The organism is Pedobacter sp. KBS0701 (assembly GCF_005938645.2).
Taxonomy (GTDB): domain Bacteria; phylum Bacteroidota; class Bacteroidia; order Sphingobacteriales; family Sphingobacteriaceae; genus Pedobacter.
Genome location: NZ_CP042171.1, coordinates 1,634,779 through 1,658,873, shown reverse-complemented (window position 1 = coordinate 1,658,873; position 24,095 = coordinate 1,634,779). Strand labels below are relative to the sequence as shown.

Sequence of the window (24,095 nt, the reverse complement as noted above, 5' to 3'; positions counted from 1 at the left end):
TTAGAATTTAATATTAGCGCCTAAATTAATAATGCGTTGCTGTGGATAGAACTGGCCACTACCATTGTTTCCTTCAGGATCGTAATCTTTAACTTTTGAGAATGTTAACAGGTTAAATGCACTCGCATAAAACCTTAAGCCAGATACATTTATTTTTTGAAGAAATGCTGCTTTAACATTGTAGGCAAGCTCTACGTTTTTAAGTCTTAAAAAAGAGGCATCATTTAACCAAAACGTATTGGTAAACTGTCCGCCACTGATGGCATTCGAAGCACGATCGGTTACCCTTGGATAAGTTCCATTCGGATTTGCGGCACTAAACCTGTTATCGGCCCAGCTGCTGTAAAAGTTACCAATGCTTCCTGCTTCAGGCAAAACGTATTGACTTACCTGTCCCTGGCCTGATAAAACAAATGATAAATCGAAATTTTTATAAGAAGCTCCGAAATTTAAACCATAAGTAATTTGAGGGGTATTGCTATATGGCGTTCTGGTTTGATCATCGGCAGTAATTTTGCCATCGTTATTATAATCCAAATACTTCAAATCGCCTACTTTAGCACCACTTACATGGGGGTAAGCATCTAACTCTTGTTGCGTTCTAAATATGCCAATACTATTGTAAAGGAGATCAACATTTAATGGTCTGCCCGTTTTGCGTTGATAATCTAAAGTACCACTGGCTTCATCAATAAAAATTACTTCACTTTTGGCATAGGTTATATTTCCAGAAATATTCCATTTCAGATTCTCGCCATTATGGTTATAGCCTAAAGTAGCCTCAAAGCCATTACTGTTTACTTTCCCAATATTTTCTGAAGGTACTAATGGCGTATAGTTCACACTCTTATCATCGTATGGATTTACGATACCTGAAGAACCTGGTACTGAAGCATTTCTGGTGGTTAAAATATCGGAGCGTTTTTGCTGAAAATAAATGGCTTCGATGCTAAAGTTTTTAAATACTGTAGCGTTAATTCCGATATCGAGTTTTTTTGCTACTTCCCAGGTAATGTTTGGGTTTGCCAATTTAACCAGGTTCACGCCAGGTTGTATGGTTGATGTTGTTGCACCAGGGCTTTGAGCTACGAAGCCATTGCCCACCAATACATAATTATCAAAATACTGGAAACCATTTACATTATCGTTACCCAGCGCACCATACGATGCACGGATTTTTAAGTTATCAATAAACTTAACGCTTTCGTTAAACCATTTTTCTTTTGAGATCACCCAACCTGCAGAAGCGGACGGAAAAACACCATACTGTTTCCCTTTTGGAAAAATGGATGATCCATCAACACGCAACTGGCCTTCAAAAAGATACTTGTCATCATAAGTATAAGCTAAACGGCTGATTATACTCCGGCGGTTATAATTAGAACTATAGCCCGAGTTCAGAAAATCGGTAGCGGCTGTGCCGCCTTGCGAAAGCTCAGGCAGTGATGTAGATAAATAATTAAAGCGTTGCGCATCGAAATATTCTAAATGATTTTCACTTTGTTCGTAACCCACAAAAGCATTAATATCATGCAGGTTAAACTTACGGGCATAGTTCAATTTAATATTTGAAGTAAGCAGCGATTCGTTTTTATGGCTTTCGGTTAAAGTTGCTTTTTGATTGTTACCACCAACGATTACACTTTTGTAGATTTGTGAACCTGTATCGTATTGATACAACAGGTAAGGTTTGTTAAAACTTTTACTAAAAACATTTGATTTATCTGCCGAGAAAAAGCCATCTACAGAAAGTCCCTCTACCCCTGGTATAATAAATGTAGCCCTTAAGATTCCGTTTAAAACCTGTGTAGGATTTTTATTGGTGCCACCGATATCGGTAACCTGCACCGCAGGGTTTGCGTTTTCTATACCCGTTGTTGGCAAACCATTTGGGTAATATGCCGCTGCAATTGGTTTTGCCCTATAAATGGATCTAAATATATCGCCTGCCCCAACTTGCGGAAACACTCGATTCTCTTGTCTGCCTGATACTGATAAGCCCACTTTAAGGTACTTAGAAACATTGGCATCTATATTCGTACGGAAATTGTATTGATTGTATTTAGTTGCTCCATTTTTGTACAACCCATCCTGAGAAACAGTTCCTAAGGACATGTAATATTTCACATCTTCACTACCACCATTAATAGAAAGGCTATGCTGGCTCTGTAAAGCTGTTTTTTCTAAAGTTTGATCCAGCCAATCGGTGTTAGGGTATAATAACGGATCGGAACCATTACGGAATTTTTCGATCTGATCTGCGGTGTAAGATTGATTAAGACCGCCTGCAGGATTGGAATCGAAACTAATTTCGTTCATAATCTGTGCATAAGTTGCAGCATCGGCCATTTTAGGCAACCTTGTTGGCGAGCTAAAGCCCTGGTTAAAACTATAATTGATAGTTGGTTTACCCGTTTTTCCTTTTTTCGTAGTCACTAAAATTACGCCATTGGCTGCTCTGTTACCGTAAATAGCTGCAGAAGCATCTTTTAATACCGATACACTTTCGATGTCGTTGGGATCTAAGCGTTCAAGTCCGCCAATTTGCCCGGGAATTCCATCTACAACAATTAATACATTATTGCTCCCGGTAGTAGCAAGCCCCCTTACTGTAATGGTAGAACCATCAACGCCAGGTTCGCCACTGCGGTTATTTACGATAACTCCCGAAAACCGGCCCGCTAAAGAGTTTGACAGGTTTGGTTGCGGACTCTTTACCAGGTCGGCTCCCTTTACCTGCGATATTGATCCTGTAAGCGTTGCTTTCTTTTGTGTTCCATAACCAACCACTACCAGTTCGTTTAGTGTTTTGGTATCAGAACCAAGCTGAACATTAATGGTCGTTCTATCGCCAACTGTTTGCTCCTGACTGGTGTAGCCTACATAAGAAAAAACAAGTACGTCTGTAGTGGCTGCCACGCTGATACTAAATTTACCTTTTGCATCGGTTTGAACCGCTTTTTCGGTTCCCTTAATTTTAACCGCTACCCCCGGAAATGTAGCTCCGGTTTCGGTTGTTACTGTACCCGTTACCACAATTTCTCTAAGCTGTCTTTTTATCCCTGTTTTAACGGAAACTAAAGATGCCATTGCCGGTAAACTGATGGATACGATAAATAGAAATGCCAGTGTTTTAATTGTAAAGAATTTTGGCAAAAATCCTTTCAGAACTTTTCTTCTCATATTTGTTTGCAAGTTTAATATTTGGTTAGCAGATCAATTTTATAACCTACCCAACAGAACCCTCTATCGGAATCGCGATTATAGCACTGCTTTATGAAAGGCTAAATTAGCGCCAACAAACAACTCCTATAGGGTGCAAACAATCCAAATTAGAGGGGCAAACAGACCGGATTATGCCCTAAATAAGGTTTTAAGACATATTGCAGAAAAACGGGCAAATAAATACAATTTATGATTTACCTTTTTTGCCAGTCGAATTTAATTGGATATGATTGGAAAACGGCTTCCTGAATTTTTTAATATACTGTGATGGATTCATGTTAAACAGTTTATAAAACTGCTCTCTAAAATATTTAGGATCGGTAATGGCTACCATGTAAGAGGTTTCCTGAATGGTTTTATCGGTATTGATAAAAATTTCGGCCGCTTTCCTCAACCTGATGAAACGGATAAAGCCATTGGCAGACTGACCTGAAATGGATTTTATTTTACGGTATAAATTAGATCTCGACATACCCAGGGCGGTTGACAGGGTATCGATATTAAAATCAGGATCGGTAAGGTGTTCTTCTACAATGCGGATGCAGTTATCTAAAAATTCTTTGTATTCTGCAGAGATTTTGGTATTGTTTGAGTTGAGCGTAATTTCATTATAAAAATACTTTTGCAGGGCATTTTTACTCTTTAATATACTGGCTACCCTTGCTTTTAAAAAGTCCTTATCAAAAGGTTTACTGATATAGTCGTCGGCGCCACCTTCAATTCCTTTAAGCTTAACCTCCGGAGCAGAAATGGCAGTAAGTAAAATAATTGGAATGTGAGAGATGGAAACATCTTCTTTTATTTTACTGCATAGTTCTATACCCGTTATGCCATCCATCATTACATCGCAGATCACAATATCGGGTAATAGCGCTTTCGTCATCTCATAGCCTTTTTCTCCGGTACTGGCTTCGTAAAGGTGATAATCCATTCTAAAAACCTGTTTAAGGTATTCTCTTATTTCAAGATTATCATCAATAATCAGCATGCTTTTTAGTTCGATGGCCAGCTGGTTATCCACTATTGGTCCTTCAGCAGCTTCTACAACTTTGTTGGCGCTGATCTCATCTTCTATCAATTCTTTAAATAATGAAGAGTCGGTATCTACTAATTCTTCCTGTAATATGATGGCATCTTTAAAATGACTCACTCCTCTTAACAAAGCGATATTAAAGGTAGTACCCTTATTTTCTATACTGGTATAGTTTATAGTGCCTCCGTGCATTTCAATAAAATTTTTAGCGAGGTATAAACCAATTCCAAAACCACCTTTAGCTGATTTGTTTCCGGGATCCTGATAAAATTTCTCGTATAATTTTTCTCCTGCCACATCTGTGATACCGCAGCCTGAATCTTCAATACTTATGATTACATTTTCCTTGCTGTTATCTACAATCATTCTAACCTTACCACCTTCCGGCGTAAATTTTATCGCATTAGAAAGGAGATTAAAGAACACAATTTCAATTTTTTCCCGATCGGCGTAAAAAGCAATCACCTCTTCGGTGCAGCTAAATTCGAGTATTACATTTTTTGACCGGGCCTGGTGTATAAAACAAAGAAATACCTCTTTGCACAAATTCACCAGATTTATCGGTGCCACTTTTAACTTTTCGCCGTAAGTATCTGCTTTCCTAAACAACAACAGCTGGTCTACCAAACTTAAAAGCCGTTTAGCGTTCCTGTACACAATATTTAAATCAGTAGTATCCACATTATTATCATTCTTATACAAAAGCTCCTTAACCGGATTGATAATTAAGGTAAGCGGTGTACGGAACTCATGCGATACGTTGGTAAAAAAGGATAGTTTCTTTTCACTCAGCTCCTTTTCTTTTTCACTTTCTACATGGGCCAGTTTAATCTGAAATTTTAAGTTAGATTGGTGCTCACGATATTTAAGATAGGCATACACAATGCCAAAGAAAGCCAGTCCATAAAAACAAAAAGCCCACCAGGTACGGTACCAGGGTGGCGTAATGATGATCTGGATTGAATTTCCTTTCCTATTCCAAACGCCATCGTTGTTTGATGCCCTTACTCTCAAGATATATTTACCAGGGTTTAAGTTGGTGTAGGTAATCTTATGTTCGCTGCCAGTATAATTCCATTTTTTATCAAAGCCTTCCAGAAAATAAGCATACTGGTTTTTCTCTGAAAGTGTATAGTTTAAGGCCACAAAGCCAAAAGAAAGTACACTCTGATCGTAAGGCAGTGTGACACTTTTTGTCATATAAACGGGTAATTTTAAAGGAGAATCTTTGCCAGGGAGAATCAGTTTGTTAAAAACTGAAAAATCAGAAAAGTAAACTGCAGGCGCTTCTTTATTGTATTTAAGTTGTTGTGGATTAAAATAAACGATGCCTTTACTTCCTGCCAGGTAAATTTCTCCTTTCGCATTTTTACAGATGGCAGCATTGGCATAAACACCATCTTTCTCATCGTAATTTTTAACCGTTTTGTTTACAGGATCGAAAAGTGATACACCTTGCTCGGTAGTTACCCACAGCTTGCCATTATTATCTTCTACCAGATCGGTAAAAACATTGCTCGCAAAACCGTTTTGTTTTGAATATATCTCGAAAGTATTTGTTTTAGCTACATATTTATTCAATCCATCGCGGGTACAGATCCAAACATTCTGGTGCGAATCCAGATAAAGGCTAATTACGATGTTATTGCTAATGCCGCCCGTTTTTGAATTATCGATCATGTAATTGCTGAACCTTTTTGTTTTAGGATTAAAACGGCTCAGGCCACTCCCGTATGTCCCTATCCAGATATTTCCCTGCGCATCTTTTAAAAGGCAGTATAAATGGTTATTACTCAGAGAGCCCAAATTTTTAGGATCATTATAGTAATGCGTATAGGCTTTAATTTTATCGTTATAGATTTTTAAGCCTGCATCTGTAGCTAAATAATATTCGCCATCATTTACCTCTATCAGGTCTCTGAAAACATCCTCGTTAAAAAAATTTCCCAATGCAGAACGATGGTGGTGATGTACAAACTTATTCTCCTTTTCGTTATACAGGTCAAATCCGTTCTCGCTCATTACCCATAACTGACCTTTTAAATCAACAGACAGGTTAATAATATCATTACTGGATAAACTGTTTAAGTTACTGGTGTGCGAAAGCCTGGTAACGGAGCGGTTATCTGGATTGTATTTATAAAGGCCCTTGTTGGTACCCAGCCAAAAACTGCCACGATCACTAATTATCGACCTGATTTCTGCCTGTCCGAAAGGAAGTGAAATAAAATTAAATTTATATTGGTTAAAATCAATTTTAGTCAGGCCGTTTTTACCACAGAGCCATATCATTCCGCTTTTATCACGATATAAACCGCCGTTGGCAAAAAATTCGAGCTTATCTATTTTTTCCCATTTATTTAATTTTGTATTTACCCAGAATATTCCGGCGCTGCCACCTACCAGTAATTTTCCGGCTCCTAGACTTAAAACATTAAATACGGAAGAATTACCTGTTCCCACACCTGGATAGGTTGTAAACTTTTCACTTTTAGGATCAAAGCGGAAAAGCTCGCCTTTCCAATAACATCCAATCCATATCATGCCATCATGATCAAGGCAGAGCGTCCAGATATCGTTCGGATTTTTTTGATTCGCGATTTCCTTTTGCATGTAATTGGTAAACCGCTTTGTTTTTTGATCGAATTTATTCAGTCCGTTACTCCAGTTGCCCAACCATAAATTGCCAGCGGCATCTTCTGCAATAGCATTAACAGATTTTCCTTTTATAGCATACTGATTTTTTGCATCGGGTTGATAAACCTTAAAAGTTTTTGAATTTTTGTTATAAAGGTTAAATCCATCATCGGTACCAATCCACAATTTGTTGGTTTTATCGATCAGTAAAGACCATACTTTGTTATTGCTTAGCGAAGCCTTATCGTTTTCTTTATGGTAAAAACGTTCAAATTTTTCGGTAACCGGGTCAAACCTGTTTAAGCCATTCATGGTACCCACCCAAAAATAACCATTGCTATCTTCTACCATAGCATTGATATAATTGTTGGTTAAAGAGGTGCTATCGCCGGCAATATTTACATAAACTTTAAAAGAATAACCATCAAACTTACAGAGCCCATTTTCTGTACCTATCCATACAAAACCTCTTTTATCTTTTAAAGCAACGGTAGTATTTTTAGATGGGAGACCATCATTAATGCCATAGGTTTTAAGCACATAATGTTCTGGAATAGAATTTTGTACCTGCGCATTAACGCTGTTAAAAAACAGCCAGAATTGCATAATAAAACCAAATGCTTTTATAAATCTCATCATTAGAAGGGCAAACCGACAGAATAGCTAAAAAAAAATCTTTTAGCGGAGGTAAAGATACAATTTGCTAAATTATTGTTACACAAAAACCGGTCAATCCGCAGTTCTGTTTATCTGAAAAGTCTTTCAGCTTTCGCCTTTTCTAACATTAAGCAATTAAGGGCATTAAGATTTTCATTGCTCAGATCATGCGATCGTCGTTCTGAGGGGGTAATTTATGGTATAAAGATCAACATGATTGACAGCAATTAATCTACGCGTAAAAATCTCCCCGGGTTACCGTCGAGAGGAGTCGAGAACCACGGAGTGCTCAGCGAGGCTAAATCTGTTTTGATAGATCTCTCCACTTCGCGCTGCTCCGGTTGAGATGACGACCATTCTATTGGAGTCTGTCAATGGTAACTTATTTCAGGATCTTTCTGGTTAGTTTTTTTGCCACGGAAGCACAGAGTTGCACGGAATTTAGTTTACCTTTTTGCTTTAGTCTTTCAGCTTTTGCCTTTCTTAAAAATCTGAATAGTCTGTTGGGTAAACAAATTTAGTATCGTTTTTAGAAACGTTGTGTTGATACTCTGGCATTGCTGAAAGTTTCTTCCAATATTCATCTGCTGAGAATGCTTTCCAGTGCGCATCTCTATCTGTTTTATTTTCGAAAGTGGTTAAATACATGAGGTTAGGCATACGACTTCCGGCGATTACTTCTCCATAAAATACGGCATTAAAATTTAATCTTTTGAATAAACCGATTTCGTCACCTTTATTAAACATTTGAACTTTATTCTGAAAATATTTCTCAGTAGGTGCCTCATAGCTTCTTAATTCGTACACCCGTTCATTCATCGGCGATTTTAGATTAGGTAGCATAAAGTGAGGTGCGTCTTCAAAAGCTTTTAATACAATTGATTCTAAACGCTCGAAAGGTGCCTCCGTGTAAACCGCATCCAGGTAAGCTTTAGCATCAACAGCATATTGTTTATCTTTTGCCAGCTTTTTATCCAGTTCCAAAATTCCATTAAATGATTTTAATGGAATGAATACATAAATCAGTTTCTCGTTAGCGCCAGTCTGATCACTTACAATGGGTTTAAATACACCAATTTTGGCTATTCCACTTCGATGTAATGCAGGCAGATATGCTTTTTGCAAATAATCATCCACCGTTTTTTCCTGAGCATCGGTTTTTAAGTGGTAAATTTTGATCTGATAGAAATCTATCGATGCATGAGCAGCAAATGCGCTGGATAATAACACAAGTAAAAACAGACAGGATATTTTAATTTTTGGCAACATATCAGGAGGTCAATATTTTGAATGGAAAAATACTTAAAGTTTTCGGGTAAAACTGAATATATCTTTTTTAGGCTGACCGTTTTTATCCTTTTCTTCCAGCACAACGCTTAATTTATTTTCAGTAATCAATTGATAGCTTAATCTCACCGACTTATCCTTCATTTCAAAAACAGCAAGTTTTCCCTTTAAGGATACCAGCGGAAAAAGTAGTGGTTTTTCTTTTTCTTCCCAGGCAATGCTTCCGCGGTTAAAATGCCGCATCTTCATCACAGGCAAACCCTCTTCAAGTTCAATCACAACGAATTCGTAAAATAAAGCTTTCCCATCTTTAACACACCTAAAGCTGCTCATCATACTTTCGCCATTTGGCCGGCTCCAAAATTCCTCCAAATCGCCCCATTCACTTTTCTGCACCCAGGTTCCGGACATAAATGCCAAATCTTTTACCGAAGCCTTTTTTATTTGTGCAAAAACCGGAATAGAAAAGAATAAGAAGGCAAAAATCAAAAAGTTATTTTTCATAGCGTAATTTATTACAGCTAAAATAACTAATTCTGTCTAATTATAGAATGAATCAGCGACCAATTTTCAGTTGCCAGTTTGCAATTTACAATTACCAGTTCTGCTTGTAGTTACCAATGGTAGAATTAAAAAGTCGCCGTCATTTCGACTGTAGCGCAGCGAAAATGACGTCCCATGTATATCTGCCATCAACCCTCCGATGTATTTGAAAAAATTCTAACTTCTACCAATGAACCCCTACTTTGAAATATTCGGATTTGGAGCTTCGGCATTTAGTAAATGTTTCACAAAGAAATCGCGTTTACGTCTGCGTCCGTAAACTCCCCCATCACTATGCCCCATACCCGGAATGCTTAAAATATCGAAATTTTTATTTGCTTTGATCAATGCATCGGCAAGTCGGTAGGTCGATTCCGGCGGTACATTTTCATCTGCTTCGCCCACAATTAGAAATAGATTGCCCTGTAATTTACCTGCATTGGTAATGTTAGATTGTTCTCCATAATGCGGCCCTACCGGATAGCCCATCCATTGTTCGTTCCACCACTGTTTATCAATGCGGTTATCATGACAACCACAGGCAGAAACTGCAGCCTTATAAAACTCAGGATGAGATAACAGTGCACCTGTTGAACTTTGCCCACCTGCCGAGGTGCCATAAATCCCTACGCGAGAAATATCAGCGTTTGGATATTTAACCGCCATAGCTTTCATCCACAATATCCTGTCAGGAAATCCGGAATCGGCTATATTTTTCCAACACACATCATGAAAGGCTTTAGACCGGTTGGCCGTGCCCATTCCATCAATCTGTACCACAATAAAACCCAGTTCGGCAATACTCTGCATTTCGCTGGCCGGCAGGAAATTTTTAGGCACAAAGCTATCATGCGGACCTGCATAAATATTTTCGATTACAGGATAAGTTTTACCCGGATCCATTTTTGAAGGGAGGCAAACAATGCCCCAGATATCCGTTTTGCCATCTCTTCCTTTAGCTACAAATACTTCAGGCAATTTAACACCTGTAGCTAAATAAGCATCTGTTTTTCCATGTTCTATTTCGTTTAATTTTTTAGTGCTTGCCGTTAACCTTAATTCGCTAACCGGTGGTACATTTACCTGAGAATAGGTATCGATATAATATTTCCGATCGGGAGAAAAGCTGAGGTTATGATTACCTTTTTCTGGTGTGAGGTTTACCAGGCCTTTTCCATCAAAACCGATCCGATAATAATGGATAAAATAAGGATCTTCGTCAGCATGCATTCCATTTGCCCTGAACCACACCTGGCGTTTTACGATATCTACACTGTCAATATCCCGAACTACATAATTTCCTTTTGTAATTAACTGCTGCTTTCCGGTTAAGGCATTTACCAGATAAAGGTGTTGCCAGCCATCTTGCTCACTCGTCCACAATATTTCATTTGTTTTAGGTAAGTATCTGGTATAAATGCGACTTTCATAAATGAAGGTTTTGGTTTTCTCGTCGATAATATTTTTGGTTTTCCCTGTTAAAACGTCCACTTCAATTACCCTGAAACGCTGATGCCCCCTGTCTACTTTCTCATAAGTATAATACCTGCTGTTATTGCCGCGCCAGTGCAGTTCCGGTGCACCAAAGAAATCGATCGGGTCGGCATCTACTTTAATTGTCGTTTTTGTCGCTATATTAAAAACATAGGGCTGATAAGCCGTAAAATCATCACCAGGCTGTGCATATTCTCTCGATTTTAATTCGCCACGGGTAGTGCCCGAAACAGAACTTAATACATAATATACTTTTTTAATTTCTTTGGGATCGATTTTGTAAGCCACAATATTTTTTCCATCAGGCGACCAGGCAAATTCGCCGTAAGGTTTATCGGCATTACCATCGGTACTCAGCTGGGTTTCAGCCTTGGTTGCCAGATCAATGACAAACAGGTTGCCGCCGCGGATCAGGATTTCACTTTTGCCATCCGGCGATTTTTTGGATTCGCGGTTTCCTTGCCAGCGCGATCTCCTTTGCTGTAAAGGTCTTTTGGCATTGTAACGATAAATATTGGTATCATTGGTATTGGTTAAGCTATAATCATTCAGGTTTAACTGATACCAGTTATTTTGTATTTTTAGTTTTGCCGTATTGCCCTGATCGGCGAAATATAACTCAGCAAGCTGAATTTTTAGTGGATTCTGTTTTTTACCGGTAACCTTTTCGATATTCTGCGCAAGTTTATGATGATCAAATGCGGCCTGGCGTTTACCTGTTGCGGCATCTACATAATAATATTCCCATGTTTTATCAGGAAGATTCTTTTTATACCAAAATGCTGTCCCGTCTTTTTTCCAGAAGGGAATGATATCATTGTTAGTTGGAATATTACGTAAGGTAGTATCCATTTTCAAGGATAATTGATAGGCATCCGCCACTTCAGCAGGATTTGGGGTGTATGGCTGCAACCTGGCTTGCTGTGCCAGCAATTGAGCGGAAACAAAACTTAGTAAGATAAAAACTATTGATTTTTTAACGGTTGCGTAAATGCTCATTACAGATTTTTTGTGGGTAAATATAGTATTGCAGCTTTGCAGGTTTTCTTTAGATTTTGATGAATAACATTAGTATTTTAACCATTCACATCAACCGGATCTTTTGATTTCAAATCCTGGCGGGCTATATTTCCTTTAATCAGGTAATAAACCGGGATACCTATTAATGTGATAATTAATCCAGGCCAGGTAAATTTGGGTTTAAAAATAATCAGTAATATGCAAAAGGCCAGTCCCATTATCATATAGATGATTGGCAGGACAGGGTAACCAAAGGCTTTGTAAGGTCTTTCGGCATCAGGCCGTTTTTTACGAAGGATAAAAATCCCGAAAATAGTGAGCATGTAAAACATCACCACCACAAACGAGATCATATCCAACAGATCGCCATATTTTCCGCTAATGCACCATAAACAGGCAAAAACACACTGGATCCAGAGTCCAAATCCGGGAACCGCATTTTTGTTGAGTGTACCAACTTTTTTAAAGAATAACCCATCTTTGGCCATTGAGTAATACACCCGGGCACCAGCCATAATTAAACCGTTATTACAACCGAAAGTCGAAACCATAATCATTAATGCGATAATGATGGTACCAGCAGTACCAAAAATATGGTTGGCAGCAGAAACCGCCACCCGGTCTTTATCAGCGTAGGCAATATCATGTAATGAAAGTACACCGGTATACATCACATTGGTAAGGATGTAGAGTACAGTTACGATGATGGTTCCTAAGGCTAAACTCAAACCAACATTGCGCGCAGGATTTTTAATTTCGCCGGCAATAAAGGTAACATTGTGCCAGGAATCGCTACTGAATATCGAACCCACCATCGCGGCAGCAATGGCTCCGAAAGCAGCCAAAGTAGTATAAGAACCAATACTGCCATCGGCAGATAAAGGTCCCAAAACCCACATATTTTCCCAGTTTGTTTTCCAGATTCCTTTATCTAAAAAGAAAAGTCCAAAAACAATCAGGCCAAACAAGCTTAACAATTTGGCCACGGTAAAGGTTGTCTGGATTATTTTACCGCCATTTACCCCTCTGTTGTTGATATAGGTTAGTAAAACAATTACCCCAATGGCCAGGAGTTGTGCGGGTGAGATGGTAAAAAAACCTAAATCAATGGCAACTAAATCTTCACTTAATGCAGGTATGAGATAAGCGGTAAACTTGGCAAATGCGACACCTACTGCGGCAATGGTTGCGGTTTGGATTACCGTAAAAAAACTCCAGCCATATAAAAAACTAATCAGCGGATTGTATGCTTCCTTTAAATAAATATATTGTCCTCCTGCTTTAGGAAACATGGCACTTAATTCGCCATAACTTAATGCTGCAGTAAGCGTCATGAAGCCTGTAATCAGCCAAACCACTAACAGCCAGCCAGAGCTGCCTACATTTCGGGTAATATCGGCACTTACAATAAAAATACCCGAGCCGATCATACTTCCGGCTACAAGCATGGTTGCATCCATCAGTTTAAGTGAGGGTTTAAATTGTGTGGTTTCTTTTTCAATCATCTGTTCGGTTGCTTGGTTGTTTTAAGGTTGGTTGAAGTTTATTTATTTAAGCTGATCGTAAAAATGCCATGAAGTTTTGAAATCTCGTGTTAAGGGCTGATTGGTTAAAGTAGCCCTGATCATTTCTACAGGAATTAAATTTTCTTTAATTACTGCATCATGAAAATCCTTAAAGCTCATTTTGCCGCTATCAACCAATTCTTTTTTCAGTGCAAAAAGCTGAAGACCACCGGTAAGGTACGCGACCTGGTATAAAGGACTATAATCGCCTTTGAAAGATCTGCGTACTTCGCCTTCTGCATTGGCACGTTCATGCCCTACACGATCTACCAGGAAATCGACGCATTGCTGAGGTGTCCATTTACCCAGGTGAAAGTTCAGCGAAAAAAGAATCCTCGCGCAACGGTGCATCCGCCAGAAAAGCATCCCCATTTTTTCTTCAGGCGTTTTGGCAAAACCTTTATCGTAAAGCAAAAGCTCCCAATATAAGGGCCAGCCTTCTACGCTGAAAGGTGTTTTAAAAGGATCGCGATAGCTTTTATAACGGTTATTCATAAAATACTGGTAATGATGGCCTGGTAAGAGTTCGTGCTGAACCGTTCCTCTTGAAAAATAAGGATTATTTCCACGCATACTCATTAACTTATCGTCTTCCTCCATCGAATTTGTCGGATAAGAAATACTGATTTCGCGCCCACCGGTAAAAAATGGATTTACCAACTGGCGTTCGGCCGACATCATGACCATACCCCAGGTTTCTTCTGCAAGTGCCGGGATAGTGATCAGATCGTTGGCCTTTATAAAACTTAAGGCATCATCCTGTAGTTTTACAATCAACTCTGGCTGTTTACCCAAGGGCACATAACTGTTCTTGATTTTCTCCTGAGCTTTTTTCCAGTCATTTCCGAAGCCCATAGCGGCTGACGCTTTTAAAAGTTCTTCATCGCAAAACTTAAATTCTTTTTCCGCAAGCTTGATCAGTTCTTCCGGTGTGTAAGGAATAAGCTCTGCATTTAGCTGTCTGATCAGTTCTTCCCTTCCGATAGGATTTCCTTTAATTTCTGTTTTATTTGATTTTAGGGAAAGAGCAGCACCACCATTATCATTAAAAAGTTTAGCGTAACTGGTTAAGGCCAGGTCTAATTTTTCGTAGGGTTTAGGTACCCACCAGGTAAAACCCGGCTCATAATCCATATAAAACTGGTAAAAGCCTTTTAAACGGTGTTTTAAACCTGAGGTTATCGCTGCTGCCATTTTAAGCTGATCGGGCGTTAATATTCCTTTCTTAAAATTTAGACTCAGGGCATCAACCTGCTTCGAAATTTCATCCATCTCTGCAGCCAGCAAAGCGCCTTCTTTATAAGTACCCCTTCTTCTTAATTTTTCGAGTGCATAAATGGCATCGGCAAAGGTAAAATACTTTGATAGGATGTTATAGTCTGCCTCCTCTTTACCTAAGAGCCATGCAGAAGATTCGATCTGTTTTTTAAGAAGGATATAATCTACCTTGCCATAAATACTAAAGCCTTCAAATTTGGCAGATTTTAACTTGTTTAAGTAATCGTTATTGATATCCTGCAGACGTTTTCTTTGCTCCGGACTTTTAAAAGTAGTCATCGGATAAGAATAAGTACCCCCTGCGGAATAAGGATAGTAGAAATCATTAATGGCATCAACATCTCTTTGGTAACCTACAATCAGCGTACCCATTTCACTGGTTTGTTCGTACAAGCTTTGATTTGGTGTTTGAGCCAGTACAAAAGTGCCAGATAACAGACTAGCGATTAAAAAAATGGCGAAAAAGTTTAATTTGTTTTGCATTTGGTTTGGTTAAAACAGGCAAATAGCGTTTGCCTCCATTTGAAAAAATGGTTCGCTTATTTAATATAAAAAATATCTTTTTGCTTAAGCCCCTATATAGCTCACCCTGCTTACATTATTATAAGTATCGATATATGCCCTTGGCGATTGACCAATAATACTTTTAAACACCCTGTTAAAATTGGTAATGCTGTTAAAGCCAGCCTTATAAGCCACACCTGAGATACAATCGGCTTTTTCTCCTGATATAAGACTTTTACAGGCATCATTAATTCTCACTTCATTTAGAAATGACACAAAAGTATGCCCGGTATGTTTCTTAAAATACCTGCAAAATGCCTGTGGCGTCATAAATGCAGCATTGGCTACATCTTCTAATGAAATCTGATTATTGTAATTTTCGGTAATGAAGTTAATGATTTTACTCAAACGTATACCTTCATTTTCAGTTACGTTAGAAGAATACATATCTGAGCATAAGGATTCTACATCTTCATTTAAATCCTGAAAACTGTTAACCAGTTTCAAAAAGTTAAACAATACATCAACTCCTGATGCCTCATGAACATTTAACATTTTGGTGATCATGTTTTTGGTAGCAGCAGCCGGAACTTTGAAACCATGTTTGTTTTTAGCTAAAAAACCACTTGCCATCTTCATTTCAGGAAGATTAAACAAAGCCGCTAAAATACCGTTCGGATTAAAGTAAATGGAACATGCTTTGATGGTTTTATTGCTATCAGCAGAGAAATATTCGGGGTTACTTTTAAATAGGTGTGGAAGTTTTGCCCCGATTACAAAAATATCACCCGATCGGAAAGCATGCATATCATTGCCTGCAATTAATGTCCCCTCTCCTTTTTCGATATACGTGATCTGCCATTCATCGTGACGGTGCAGATATTGGTAAAAAAAAGGCGATTCAATATGTTCCGATATCACACTCTTGTCATCGGGAACAAGCATGGTAAATGGTAATACTTTCATGATTCAGTTAGTTAGGTTTGGTTGTTGATTACAAATTGAATGTATGAATATTAACTCAAATAAACCAATAAAACTTAAATAAGGTTAAAATCCTGCTATAATTTGATAATATATGACGGATTTAATGATGAATCCGGTAGCTGGAAAATTACTAGAAATTTAGTTAACCCACTGTAATGCAAGATTTAAAACGATTAATTTAAACAAGTAATGTTTGCTGTTTTTGACTTAGTAGTCTATTCCGGCTTTTTTTTGGGGAAATTGCTCTAGAATTGATCATTTAATGACGTTAAATAATAGGATAATTAATTATTAGTGTTTTATTATCATTTTGCATGAAGACGAAACAAAATAGTTAATACGATTTAAAGCTTGTTTTGAACACAAAGAATCCTATAGATTAACAAACTCGATTGGAATCGGTATAACCTATGGTATTATATATTTTAAATCCACCAGTAAAGGATTGAAAGCCCTTTAGACGGGATTACAAATCCCGAATAACAGGGTTACACATCGAATTTTGGCTTTTCTCTTAAATACTTTATTGTTGATCTATTAATTTTGGTTGTGCTTATTTTTTTAGGAAATCTAATTGCTGAAAAGTGGATAAAAACAAATGAAATAATGTAAGCTAATCATTGATTTGAGAACCAGAAGTAGCAGAGCAATCAGGTTTTTAAAACATTGCCTACGCTATTTTTAGACTAAGTTATCATTGAAAGACTCCGATAGAAAAGTCGTCATCTCGACTGTAGCGCAGCGAAATGGAGAGATCTTTGTGCCAAATTATTGAACAAATTTAAAAGATCTCTCCACTACGGTCGAGATGACGGTACCTCTCAACATATCCTACCAACCCTTTTTGAAAAATGGCGTCTGGTAATGACTAAACATACAATACAAATTCCTATTATCGAACTACTTTATATGGCTCCATTTTCAGATCAGTGGCCATGCCTGAAACAATCTGGCTAACCAATAAACCTGTTGCCGGTCCTAAACTTAAACCCATCATGCCATGGCCGGTAGCGATGATCAGATTTTCTCTTTTTTCGCTTCTGCCAATGTATGGCAAACCATCAGGTGATGAAGGACGGAAACCGTACCAGATATTTTTTTCTGAAGGAACCGCAGGTTTTAAATCGGGAAAATATGCCGGAACCGATTCTACGATCCCTTTAACTCTTTGCATATTAATACGGGTATTGATCTTATCCAGCTCCATAGTACCGCCGTATCTAATCTGACCGTTCATTGGTGTGATGGCTACCCTGGCTTCACATAACAATGCAGGAATAGTTAAACGCTGCTGAGGTTCAGGCTCCATAAAAGAATAACCTTTACCGGGCATTAAAGATATTTTAACATCGGCCATTTTAGCCACAGCAGGCGACCACGAACCAGTTGCCAGAACATACTGATCGGCTTCCCAGGCGATACCACCTGTAAAAACCTTTGTAATGCGATTACCTGCCGTCTCCATTTTATCAACTTCTTTATTATGCGCTATTTTAACGCCATTGCTTAATAAATACTTAAGCAAAGCATTCATCAACTTTGTTGGATAAAGGTGCGCATCACAACGATAATGTACCGCTCCTAAAACATCTAACTTTAAATCTGGCTGTAAGGCATGGCATTCGTCGGCAGTGAGTACAGCCATATCCAAGCCCAGTTCAATTGCTTTTGCAGCTAAATGTGCTTCTTCTTCTCCCGCTTTTTCTGTTTTATAAAATGCCAGAATACCATTGTTGGTTAATTCGAAATCGAAATCAGACTCTTTTGCCAGGCCTTCATATAGTTTTTTGCTCAGTAACGATAAATCGCGTAATGGCACTGCTGCCTGGCTTACATGCTTTGCCGTGGCATGTTTCATAAATTTCAAACCCCAGTTAATAAGGTTCATATTTAGAGATGGGCGAACATAAAAGGGGCTTTTGCTGTCGAACATCCAACGGATCCCCTGTTTGATCATTCCAGGTGCAGCCAAAGGAACAAAATGACTTGGAACAATCATCCCTGCATTACCAAATGAGCAATTGTCGGTAATATCTCCTTTATCCAAAACCGTTACTTCGTAGCCTCTTTTCTGCAAGTAATATGCTGAAGTTAAACCTACTATTCCACCACCTATAATTAATACTTTCGACATGCTTTTAATTTATACTGCTGATATTCTTTTTAAAAACTCATTAAATCACCTGAAATCCGTATGCATAGGGATCATCTTCAGCATCGATTTTTATAGTATTATAGCCGTAAACCTTCGCCCAACCTTCTACACTCGGTATAATGGCTTTGATCCCATTCAGGTCTACCACCTCTTCTACTCTTCCAATAAACTTGCTGCCTATAAAACTTTCATGGATAAAATCCTCTCCCTGTTTTAGTTTTCCTTTTGCAAACCACTGTGCCAAACGGGCTGAAGTGCCCGTACCGCAAGGCGAGCGATCGATGGCTTTATCACCATAAAAAACTGCGTTCCTGGCAGTTGATGCAGGATCTATTGTTTTTCCTGTCCACAAGATATGGCTACAGCCATTTATCGTAGGGTCTTGTGGATGAACAAAGCTATAAAGCTCATTAATGCGTTTTCTTATGGTCTGGCTCCAGTTAATTAGTTGCGAAGCGGTATAGTTTTCCAGTCCGGGGAAATTTTCCTGCGGATCAACGATTGCGTAAAAATTTCCGCCATAAGCTACATCGAAAGTAAGTGTGCCTAAATCAGGGCATTCTACCTGAAGATTTTCAGCGGCCAGGTAAGATGCCACATTTTTCAGCTTAACAGACTTTACTTTTTTTCCTTCCTGTTTGTATTCAATCAGTACCAATCCGGCTGGCGCTTCCATTCTGATCACCCCTGGTATTTTCGGTTGGATGAGTCCTTCTTCAATAGCAATGGTAATGGTGCCAATAGTACCGTGCCCACACATTGGCAGGCAGCCACTAGTCTCGATAAAAAGTACAGCTACATCATTTGCAGGGTCGTGAGGTGGATAAAGAATACTACCCGACATCATATCATGTCCACGGGGTTCGAACATTAAACCTTTTCTGATCCAATCAAATTCATTCAGAAAATGCTGACGCTTTTCGCTCATGTTTGAGCCAATAAGCTGAGGTCCTCCGCCTGCAACCAATCTAACCGGATTTCCGCAAGTATGTGCATCTACACAAAAAAAAGTTTTACTCATGAGATTTCGTTAATTTTTGATTTACCGTTCTGAAAATACCCAATGGATTGCCATCTTTCAATTCATCCGGCAATAATTCCTGTTCCCAATCCTGGTAAGCCAGTGGCCTCACAAAACGATTGATTGCAGTAGAACCAACAGAAGTAAAACGGCTATCGTTAGTAGCCGGAAATGGTCCGCCATGTTGCATGGCAGCACAAACTTCTACACCTGTAGGCACACCATTCAGTATAATTCTTCCGGTTTTATCAGTCAGCTTGTTTATCAAAGTCTGGTAATGCTGAAGTTCCTGTTTTTCGGCCATTAAGGTTACCGTAAGCTGTCCTTCCAAAACTTCAATAGCCTGCTCCAGTTCTGCACGATCCTGAGCAACAACCAATAAAGAGTATGGACCGAAAATTTCCTCACGGAGTTTTGGATTTTTAATAAAATCGGCAGCACTTACCTGAGCAATTTTCGCCTCTGATTGATTTTGAAGCTCCGTATTTTTTACGGTTGACGCCGATAAAAGCGCAACACCACTTTCGTTTACTACTTCAGCAGAAAGTTTACCATAATTGTTGGCAATACCTTCAGTAAGCATGGTTGCCGAAGGAATAGTTGAAATAGCTTCTTTTAAAACGGCTTTAAAATTTTCGAGTGCAGGTGATTGTACCGCTAACAATAAACCTGGGTTAGTACAAAACTGACCGGCGCCTAAGGTAATAGATGCGGCGTATTTTTTAGCCAGTTCTTCTGCCTGATTTTCTATGGCTTGCGGAAGAAAGATTACCGGGTTAATACTTCCCATTTCGGCAAAAACCGGAATAGGTTGTTCGCGCTGCTGAGCAAGATTAATTAAGGCCATTCCGCCTTTAAACGAACCGGTAAAAGTTACCGCTTTAGTTAGCGGATGCTGAACCAGGCCAGCACCAATGGTATAACCATCATCATACAACAAAGAGAAAACACCTTTAGGCATTCCTGTTTTTTCTGCTGCTTTAACAATGGCACCACCTACCAAAGCACTGGCTCCGTAATGTGCGGGATGTGCTTTAACAACCACCGGGCAACCAGAAGCTAATGCTGATGCGGTATCGCCACCTGCAACTGAAAAAGCAAGTGGGAAATTACTTGCACCGAAAACTACTACTGGTCCGATTGGGATTAGCATTCTCCTGATATCAGGTCGCGGTAAAGGCTGTCTTTCAGGTAATGCGGTATCAATAATTGCGTCAACCCAGGAGCCTTCTGCAACCAGATTGGCAAATAACCTTAATTGTCCTGTAGTTCTTCCCAATTCGCCTTGTAAACGGGCTAAAGGTAAACCACTTTCTGCCGAAGCCCTGTTTACCAGTTCCTCGCCAAGATTAGCAATTTCATCGGCAATGGCGTTTAAAAAAGCGGCTTTAAGATCTTTGTTAAGATTTCTGTAGCTTTGGAAAGCCGATGTTGCTGATGTTAAGGCATCATCAACAAGTTTTTCGTTCGCTTTAAAAAACTCACCATCAAGCGTTAATCCCGTTGCAGGATTAACCGCTTTAAGGCTTCTTTCATTAATTTCAATATAAGTGCCGGCTACAATATTTTTCCCGTTCATATTTGGTTTTTAAACTATTTCCCCCAGCTACCTGCAGGTAATTCCGGACGAACAGCTAGTGCATCATTAATAATTTTCAATACTTTCTCTCTTTCTGCTCCACTTAATGGTAACCGTGGTGCACGAACGGCCTCGGTTCCTAATCCTGTTGCAACTTCTGCTAATTTAATGTATTGAACCAATTTTGCATGAATATCCAACTCAAGCACAGGTAAAAACCAACGGTAGATCGTTAGTGCTTCAGCAATGCGATTTTCTTTAATCAACCTGAAAATAGCAACGGTTTCTCTTGGAAAAGCATCAACCAAACCTGCAACCCATCCGTGTGCACCCATCACAATGCTTTCCATCGCTAACGGATCTACTCCGGTAAAGATTTTGAAACGGTCGCCAAAACGGTTGATTAACCGCGTTACATTTGATACATCCCTTGTTGATTCTTTGATCGCCTGTATGTTATCGTATTTGGTCAAAACCTCGAACATATCTAATGTTACCTCGATTTTATAATCAACAGGATTGTTATAAATCATGATCGGTAAGCTGGTACTTTCAGCAATGGCACCAAAAAAGGCCAGAGTTTCATCCGGAGCAGCGTTATAGCGCATTGGCGGCAATAACATTAAACCCTGTGCACCTAGCGATTCGGCTTTTTTAGCCACTTCGATTGCTTTTTTTGTAGTTGACTCAGCAATGTTTAATAAAACCGGTACACGTCCATTTACCACGGTTAAGGTATGCGATAACAGACCAAACTTTTCCTCATCGGTTAATACACTGGCTTCACCAAGCGATCCACCTAAAATTATCCCTTCAGCACCTGCTTCTAATTGCGCTTCGATATTTAAATCGAAAGCCGGAAAATCTAACTCATCATTTGCTGTAAATTTTGTAGTTACAGCAGGGAAAACCCCAGTCCATTTGATACTCATTGTAATGTTATGTTTTTATAATATTTTCAAAAGTTAATCTGGCCTAAAACCCAAAAACCGGATCTAATCGCCAGGCATCATTTAATCAGATTACCGGAGATAAAACTAAATAAACGATATTCAAAGTTAGGAAATTGCCCAACAGCAATATTGTTGGATTTTAACCGATATTAGTCATAAATACGCCACTTCAATCAGACAGATTTGATTGGAAAAAACCAGAAGGAATTGTAAGTGAAATTAGATATCACAAAAAAAATGTCCTGCCAAACAAGAATGCCTTTAAAATCAGTCAGATAGAGAACCATCCCCTATCCTTTTTGTTTCGCCATGATTTATTTTGTGTTTTTTACCTGCAGGTAGTACATAAATTCAATACCCGATTTTGTGAAAAGTGCATTCTGCCCTTTGGCCAATGTAATTTGCTGCCAGTTTTGCGAAGGAATAATTTTAAGCGTTTTAATTCCTTCTTTTTTCAAACTTAAAGGGAGATTGAAGCCCTTAACACAGTCGCTATACCGGTAAAAAGCTTTACCATCTTTAAGGTAATATTCAAAGACAGGAACCTGTACCGTACGCAAATATTGATCAAAAACCTTTGAAAAATTGTAACCTGCTTTTTTAGAAATATAATTTTCGATCTGTGCAGTAGTTACCGTTTTATGGTAAAAGGTTTGGTTAAGCCCTCGTAATATGGATCTAAAAAGTTCGTCGTTATTTAAACTATGCCTGATGGAATGCAGCATGTTGCCTCCTTTTGGATACATATCGCCACTGCCTTGTGCATTTACACCATAAGGGGGAATAATAGGACTATCATTTTTAATGCCTTTTCTAATCCCAAAATTGTATTCATTTCCAGCCTGGTTACCAAAAATATAATCGACAAAAAGTGTTTCGCTATAGTTCGTAAATCCTTCATGTACCCACATATCGGCCAGATCATTGGTAGTAATGTTGTTGCCAAACCATTCGTGCCCGCTTTCGTGAATAATGATAAAATCCCACTTCAAACCCCAGCCGTTGCCAGACATATCTCTGCCTCTGTAGCCGAACTTGTACCCATTACCATAAGAAACCGCAGATTGATGCTCCATACCCGTATGCGAAGCATCGATTAACTGATAACCATCTTCATAGAAAGGATATGGACCAAACCAATGCTCCATACTTTTCAGCATTTTATGTACCTGATCGGGCATGTAGGTTTTAGCCTTTGGGTAATTGTAATCAAGCACCCAATAATTCACATCAAGGGCACCTTTTTCGCCTGCATATTTCTCCTTAAAATTAACATACTTACCTATGTAAGGGATAATGCAATAATTACTGATCGGATTTTTAACATTGTACTGATAGGTCGTGGTACCATCGTGGTTATCCTTTTTAAATACCAGGCGCCCGTTACCTACTGCCACCAATGTATCCGGAACAGTCATGGTTAAAGATGCACCCAGATTAGGCTCGTCGCTTTGATGATCCTTATTTGGATACCAAACCGAAGCACCTAAGCCCTGGCAGGCTACGGTCATCCACGGACGTGAAAGTGAATCGGTAGTAAAAATAAAACCGCCATCCCAGGGAGCTCTTTTGGCCTGATGTACCTTTCCATGGTAAAAGATATGGACATTATTCATTGCCGATAACTTTTGTGCAGGCACATGTACATACCAGACACTGCCAACATGTTCGAATTTCACCTTTGAACCACCATTATATAAAACACTATCAATGATTAATGGCTCCTGCAAATCGATCTGCATACGGGTATTACCATTGTTGTGCTGCACTACTTTGTATACGATTTTATTTGAGCCTGTTATGCTCTTATCATTGTAATCGGGCTTAACTGAAAGTTCGTAACGCTGCACATCCCACCAGTTCCGTTCGGCATTTAAGCTTCCTCTTAAGGTGTCGGCCAAAGTGTAAACCTTTTTGGGGTTTTGTGCAAAAAGCAGGGTACTAAACGTTAAGAAGAGTAGGGTTAAGGAGGTTATTTTTTTCATATCTTTTTGCTGGTTGTTATGTTGCAATAGCGTATTATTATTTGAAAAACAGTTTCAGTTTTTCATCGGTTAGGGTAGTCCTGCTATCCCTCCTGCTCCGATGAAGAATCGGGAGCATCCGTTCTATCAGGTTTATTTAACCCTGGTTCTGTGCTTTGCCGACGTATCTAGC

The 24,095-nt window shown here is 38.9% G+C and carries 13 protein-coding genes; all 13 read right to left on the bottom strand.

Annotated features, from left to right (window positions below; genetic code table 11):
- Entirely contained in the window at positions 1-3,183 is a 3,183-nt protein-coding gene (locus FFJ24_RS06465; protein ID WP_210419476.1) for a TonB-dependent receptor, read from the bottom strand.
- Between the two features lie 229 nt (positions 3,184-3,412).
- Positions 3,413-7,534 carry a two-component regulator propeller domain-containing protein gene (locus tag FFJ24_RS06460; RefSeq protein ID WP_138823639.1) on the bottom strand — a complete coding sequence of 1,374 codons (4,122 nt, stop codon included), beginning with the start codon at positions 7,532-7,534 and terminating at the stop codon, positions 3,413-3,415.
- Positions 7,535-8,035: 501 nt separating this feature from the next.
- A complete protein-coding gene (locus tag FFJ24_RS06455; protein WP_138823636.1) occupies positions 8,036-8,821 on the bottom strand; it encodes an NIPSNAP family protein in 786 nt (261 codons plus the stop codon).
- Positions 8,822-8,854: 33 nt separating this feature from the next.
- Complete coding sequence (locus FFJ24_RS06450; protein ID WP_138823634.1) at positions 8,855-9,343, bottom strand: DUF6265 family protein; 489 nt, start codon at positions 9,341-9,343, stop codon at positions 8,855-8,857.
- A 237-nt stretch (positions 9,344-9,580) separates the two neighbouring features.
- Positions 9,581-11,875: a S9 family peptidase gene (locus tag FFJ24_RS06445; protein WP_138823632.1), complete on the bottom strand. Its 2,295-nt coding sequence runs from the start codon at positions 11,873-11,875 to the stop codon at positions 9,581-9,583.
- A gap of 77 nt (positions 11,876-11,952) precedes the next feature.
- A complete protein-coding gene (locus FFJ24_RS06440; RefSeq protein WP_138823630.1) occupies positions 11,953-13,401 on the bottom strand; it encodes an APC family permease in 1,449 nt (482 codons plus the stop codon).
- Between the two features lie 42 nt (positions 13,402-13,443).
- On the bottom strand, positions 13,444-15,222 hold the full coding sequence (locus FFJ24_RS06435; protein ID WP_138823628.1) for a DUF885 family protein: 1,779 nt from the start codon (positions 15,220-15,222) through the stop codon (positions 13,444-13,446).
- Between the two features lie 84 nt (positions 15,223-15,306).
- Positions 15,307-16,209, bottom strand: a complete 903-nt coding sequence (locus FFJ24_RS06430; RefSeq protein ID WP_138823626.1) for an AraC family transcriptional regulator — start codon at positions 16,207-16,209, stop codon at positions 15,307-15,309.
- Positions 16,210-17,122: 913 nt separating this feature from the next.
- Complete coding sequence (locus FFJ24_RS06425) at positions 17,123-18,364, bottom strand: FAD-binding oxidoreductase (protein WP_138823624.1); 1,242 nt, start codon at positions 18,362-18,364, stop codon at positions 17,123-17,125.
- 40 nt (positions 18,365-18,404) lie between these two features.
- The gene (locus FFJ24_RS06420) at positions 18,405-19,406 is read right to left on the bottom strand and encodes a 4-hydroxyproline epimerase (protein WP_138823622.1); all 1,002 of its coding nucleotides are present in this window, start codon (positions 19,404-19,406) and stop codon (positions 18,405-18,407) included.
- Positions 19,399-20,985 carry an aldehyde dehydrogenase (NADP(+)) gene (locus FFJ24_RS06415; RefSeq protein ID WP_138823620.1) on the bottom strand — a complete coding sequence of 529 codons (1,587 nt, stop codon included), beginning with the start codon at positions 20,983-20,985 and terminating at the stop codon, positions 19,399-19,401. The genes FFJ24_RS06420 and FFJ24_RS06415 overlap by 8 nt, the downstream gene beginning before the upstream one ends.
- A 14-nt stretch (positions 20,986-20,999) precedes the next feature.
- Positions 21,000-21,917, bottom strand: a complete 918-nt coding sequence (locus tag FFJ24_RS06410) for a dihydrodipicolinate synthase family protein (RefSeq protein ID WP_138823618.1) — start codon at positions 21,915-21,917, stop codon at positions 21,000-21,002.
- Between the two features lie 335 nt (positions 21,918-22,252).
- Positions 22,253-23,923, bottom strand: a complete 1,671-nt coding sequence (locus FFJ24_RS06405) for a M1 family metallopeptidase (RefSeq protein ID WP_138823616.1) — start codon at positions 23,921-23,923, stop codon at positions 22,253-22,255.
- Positions 23,924-24,095: the final 172 nt, after the last annotated feature.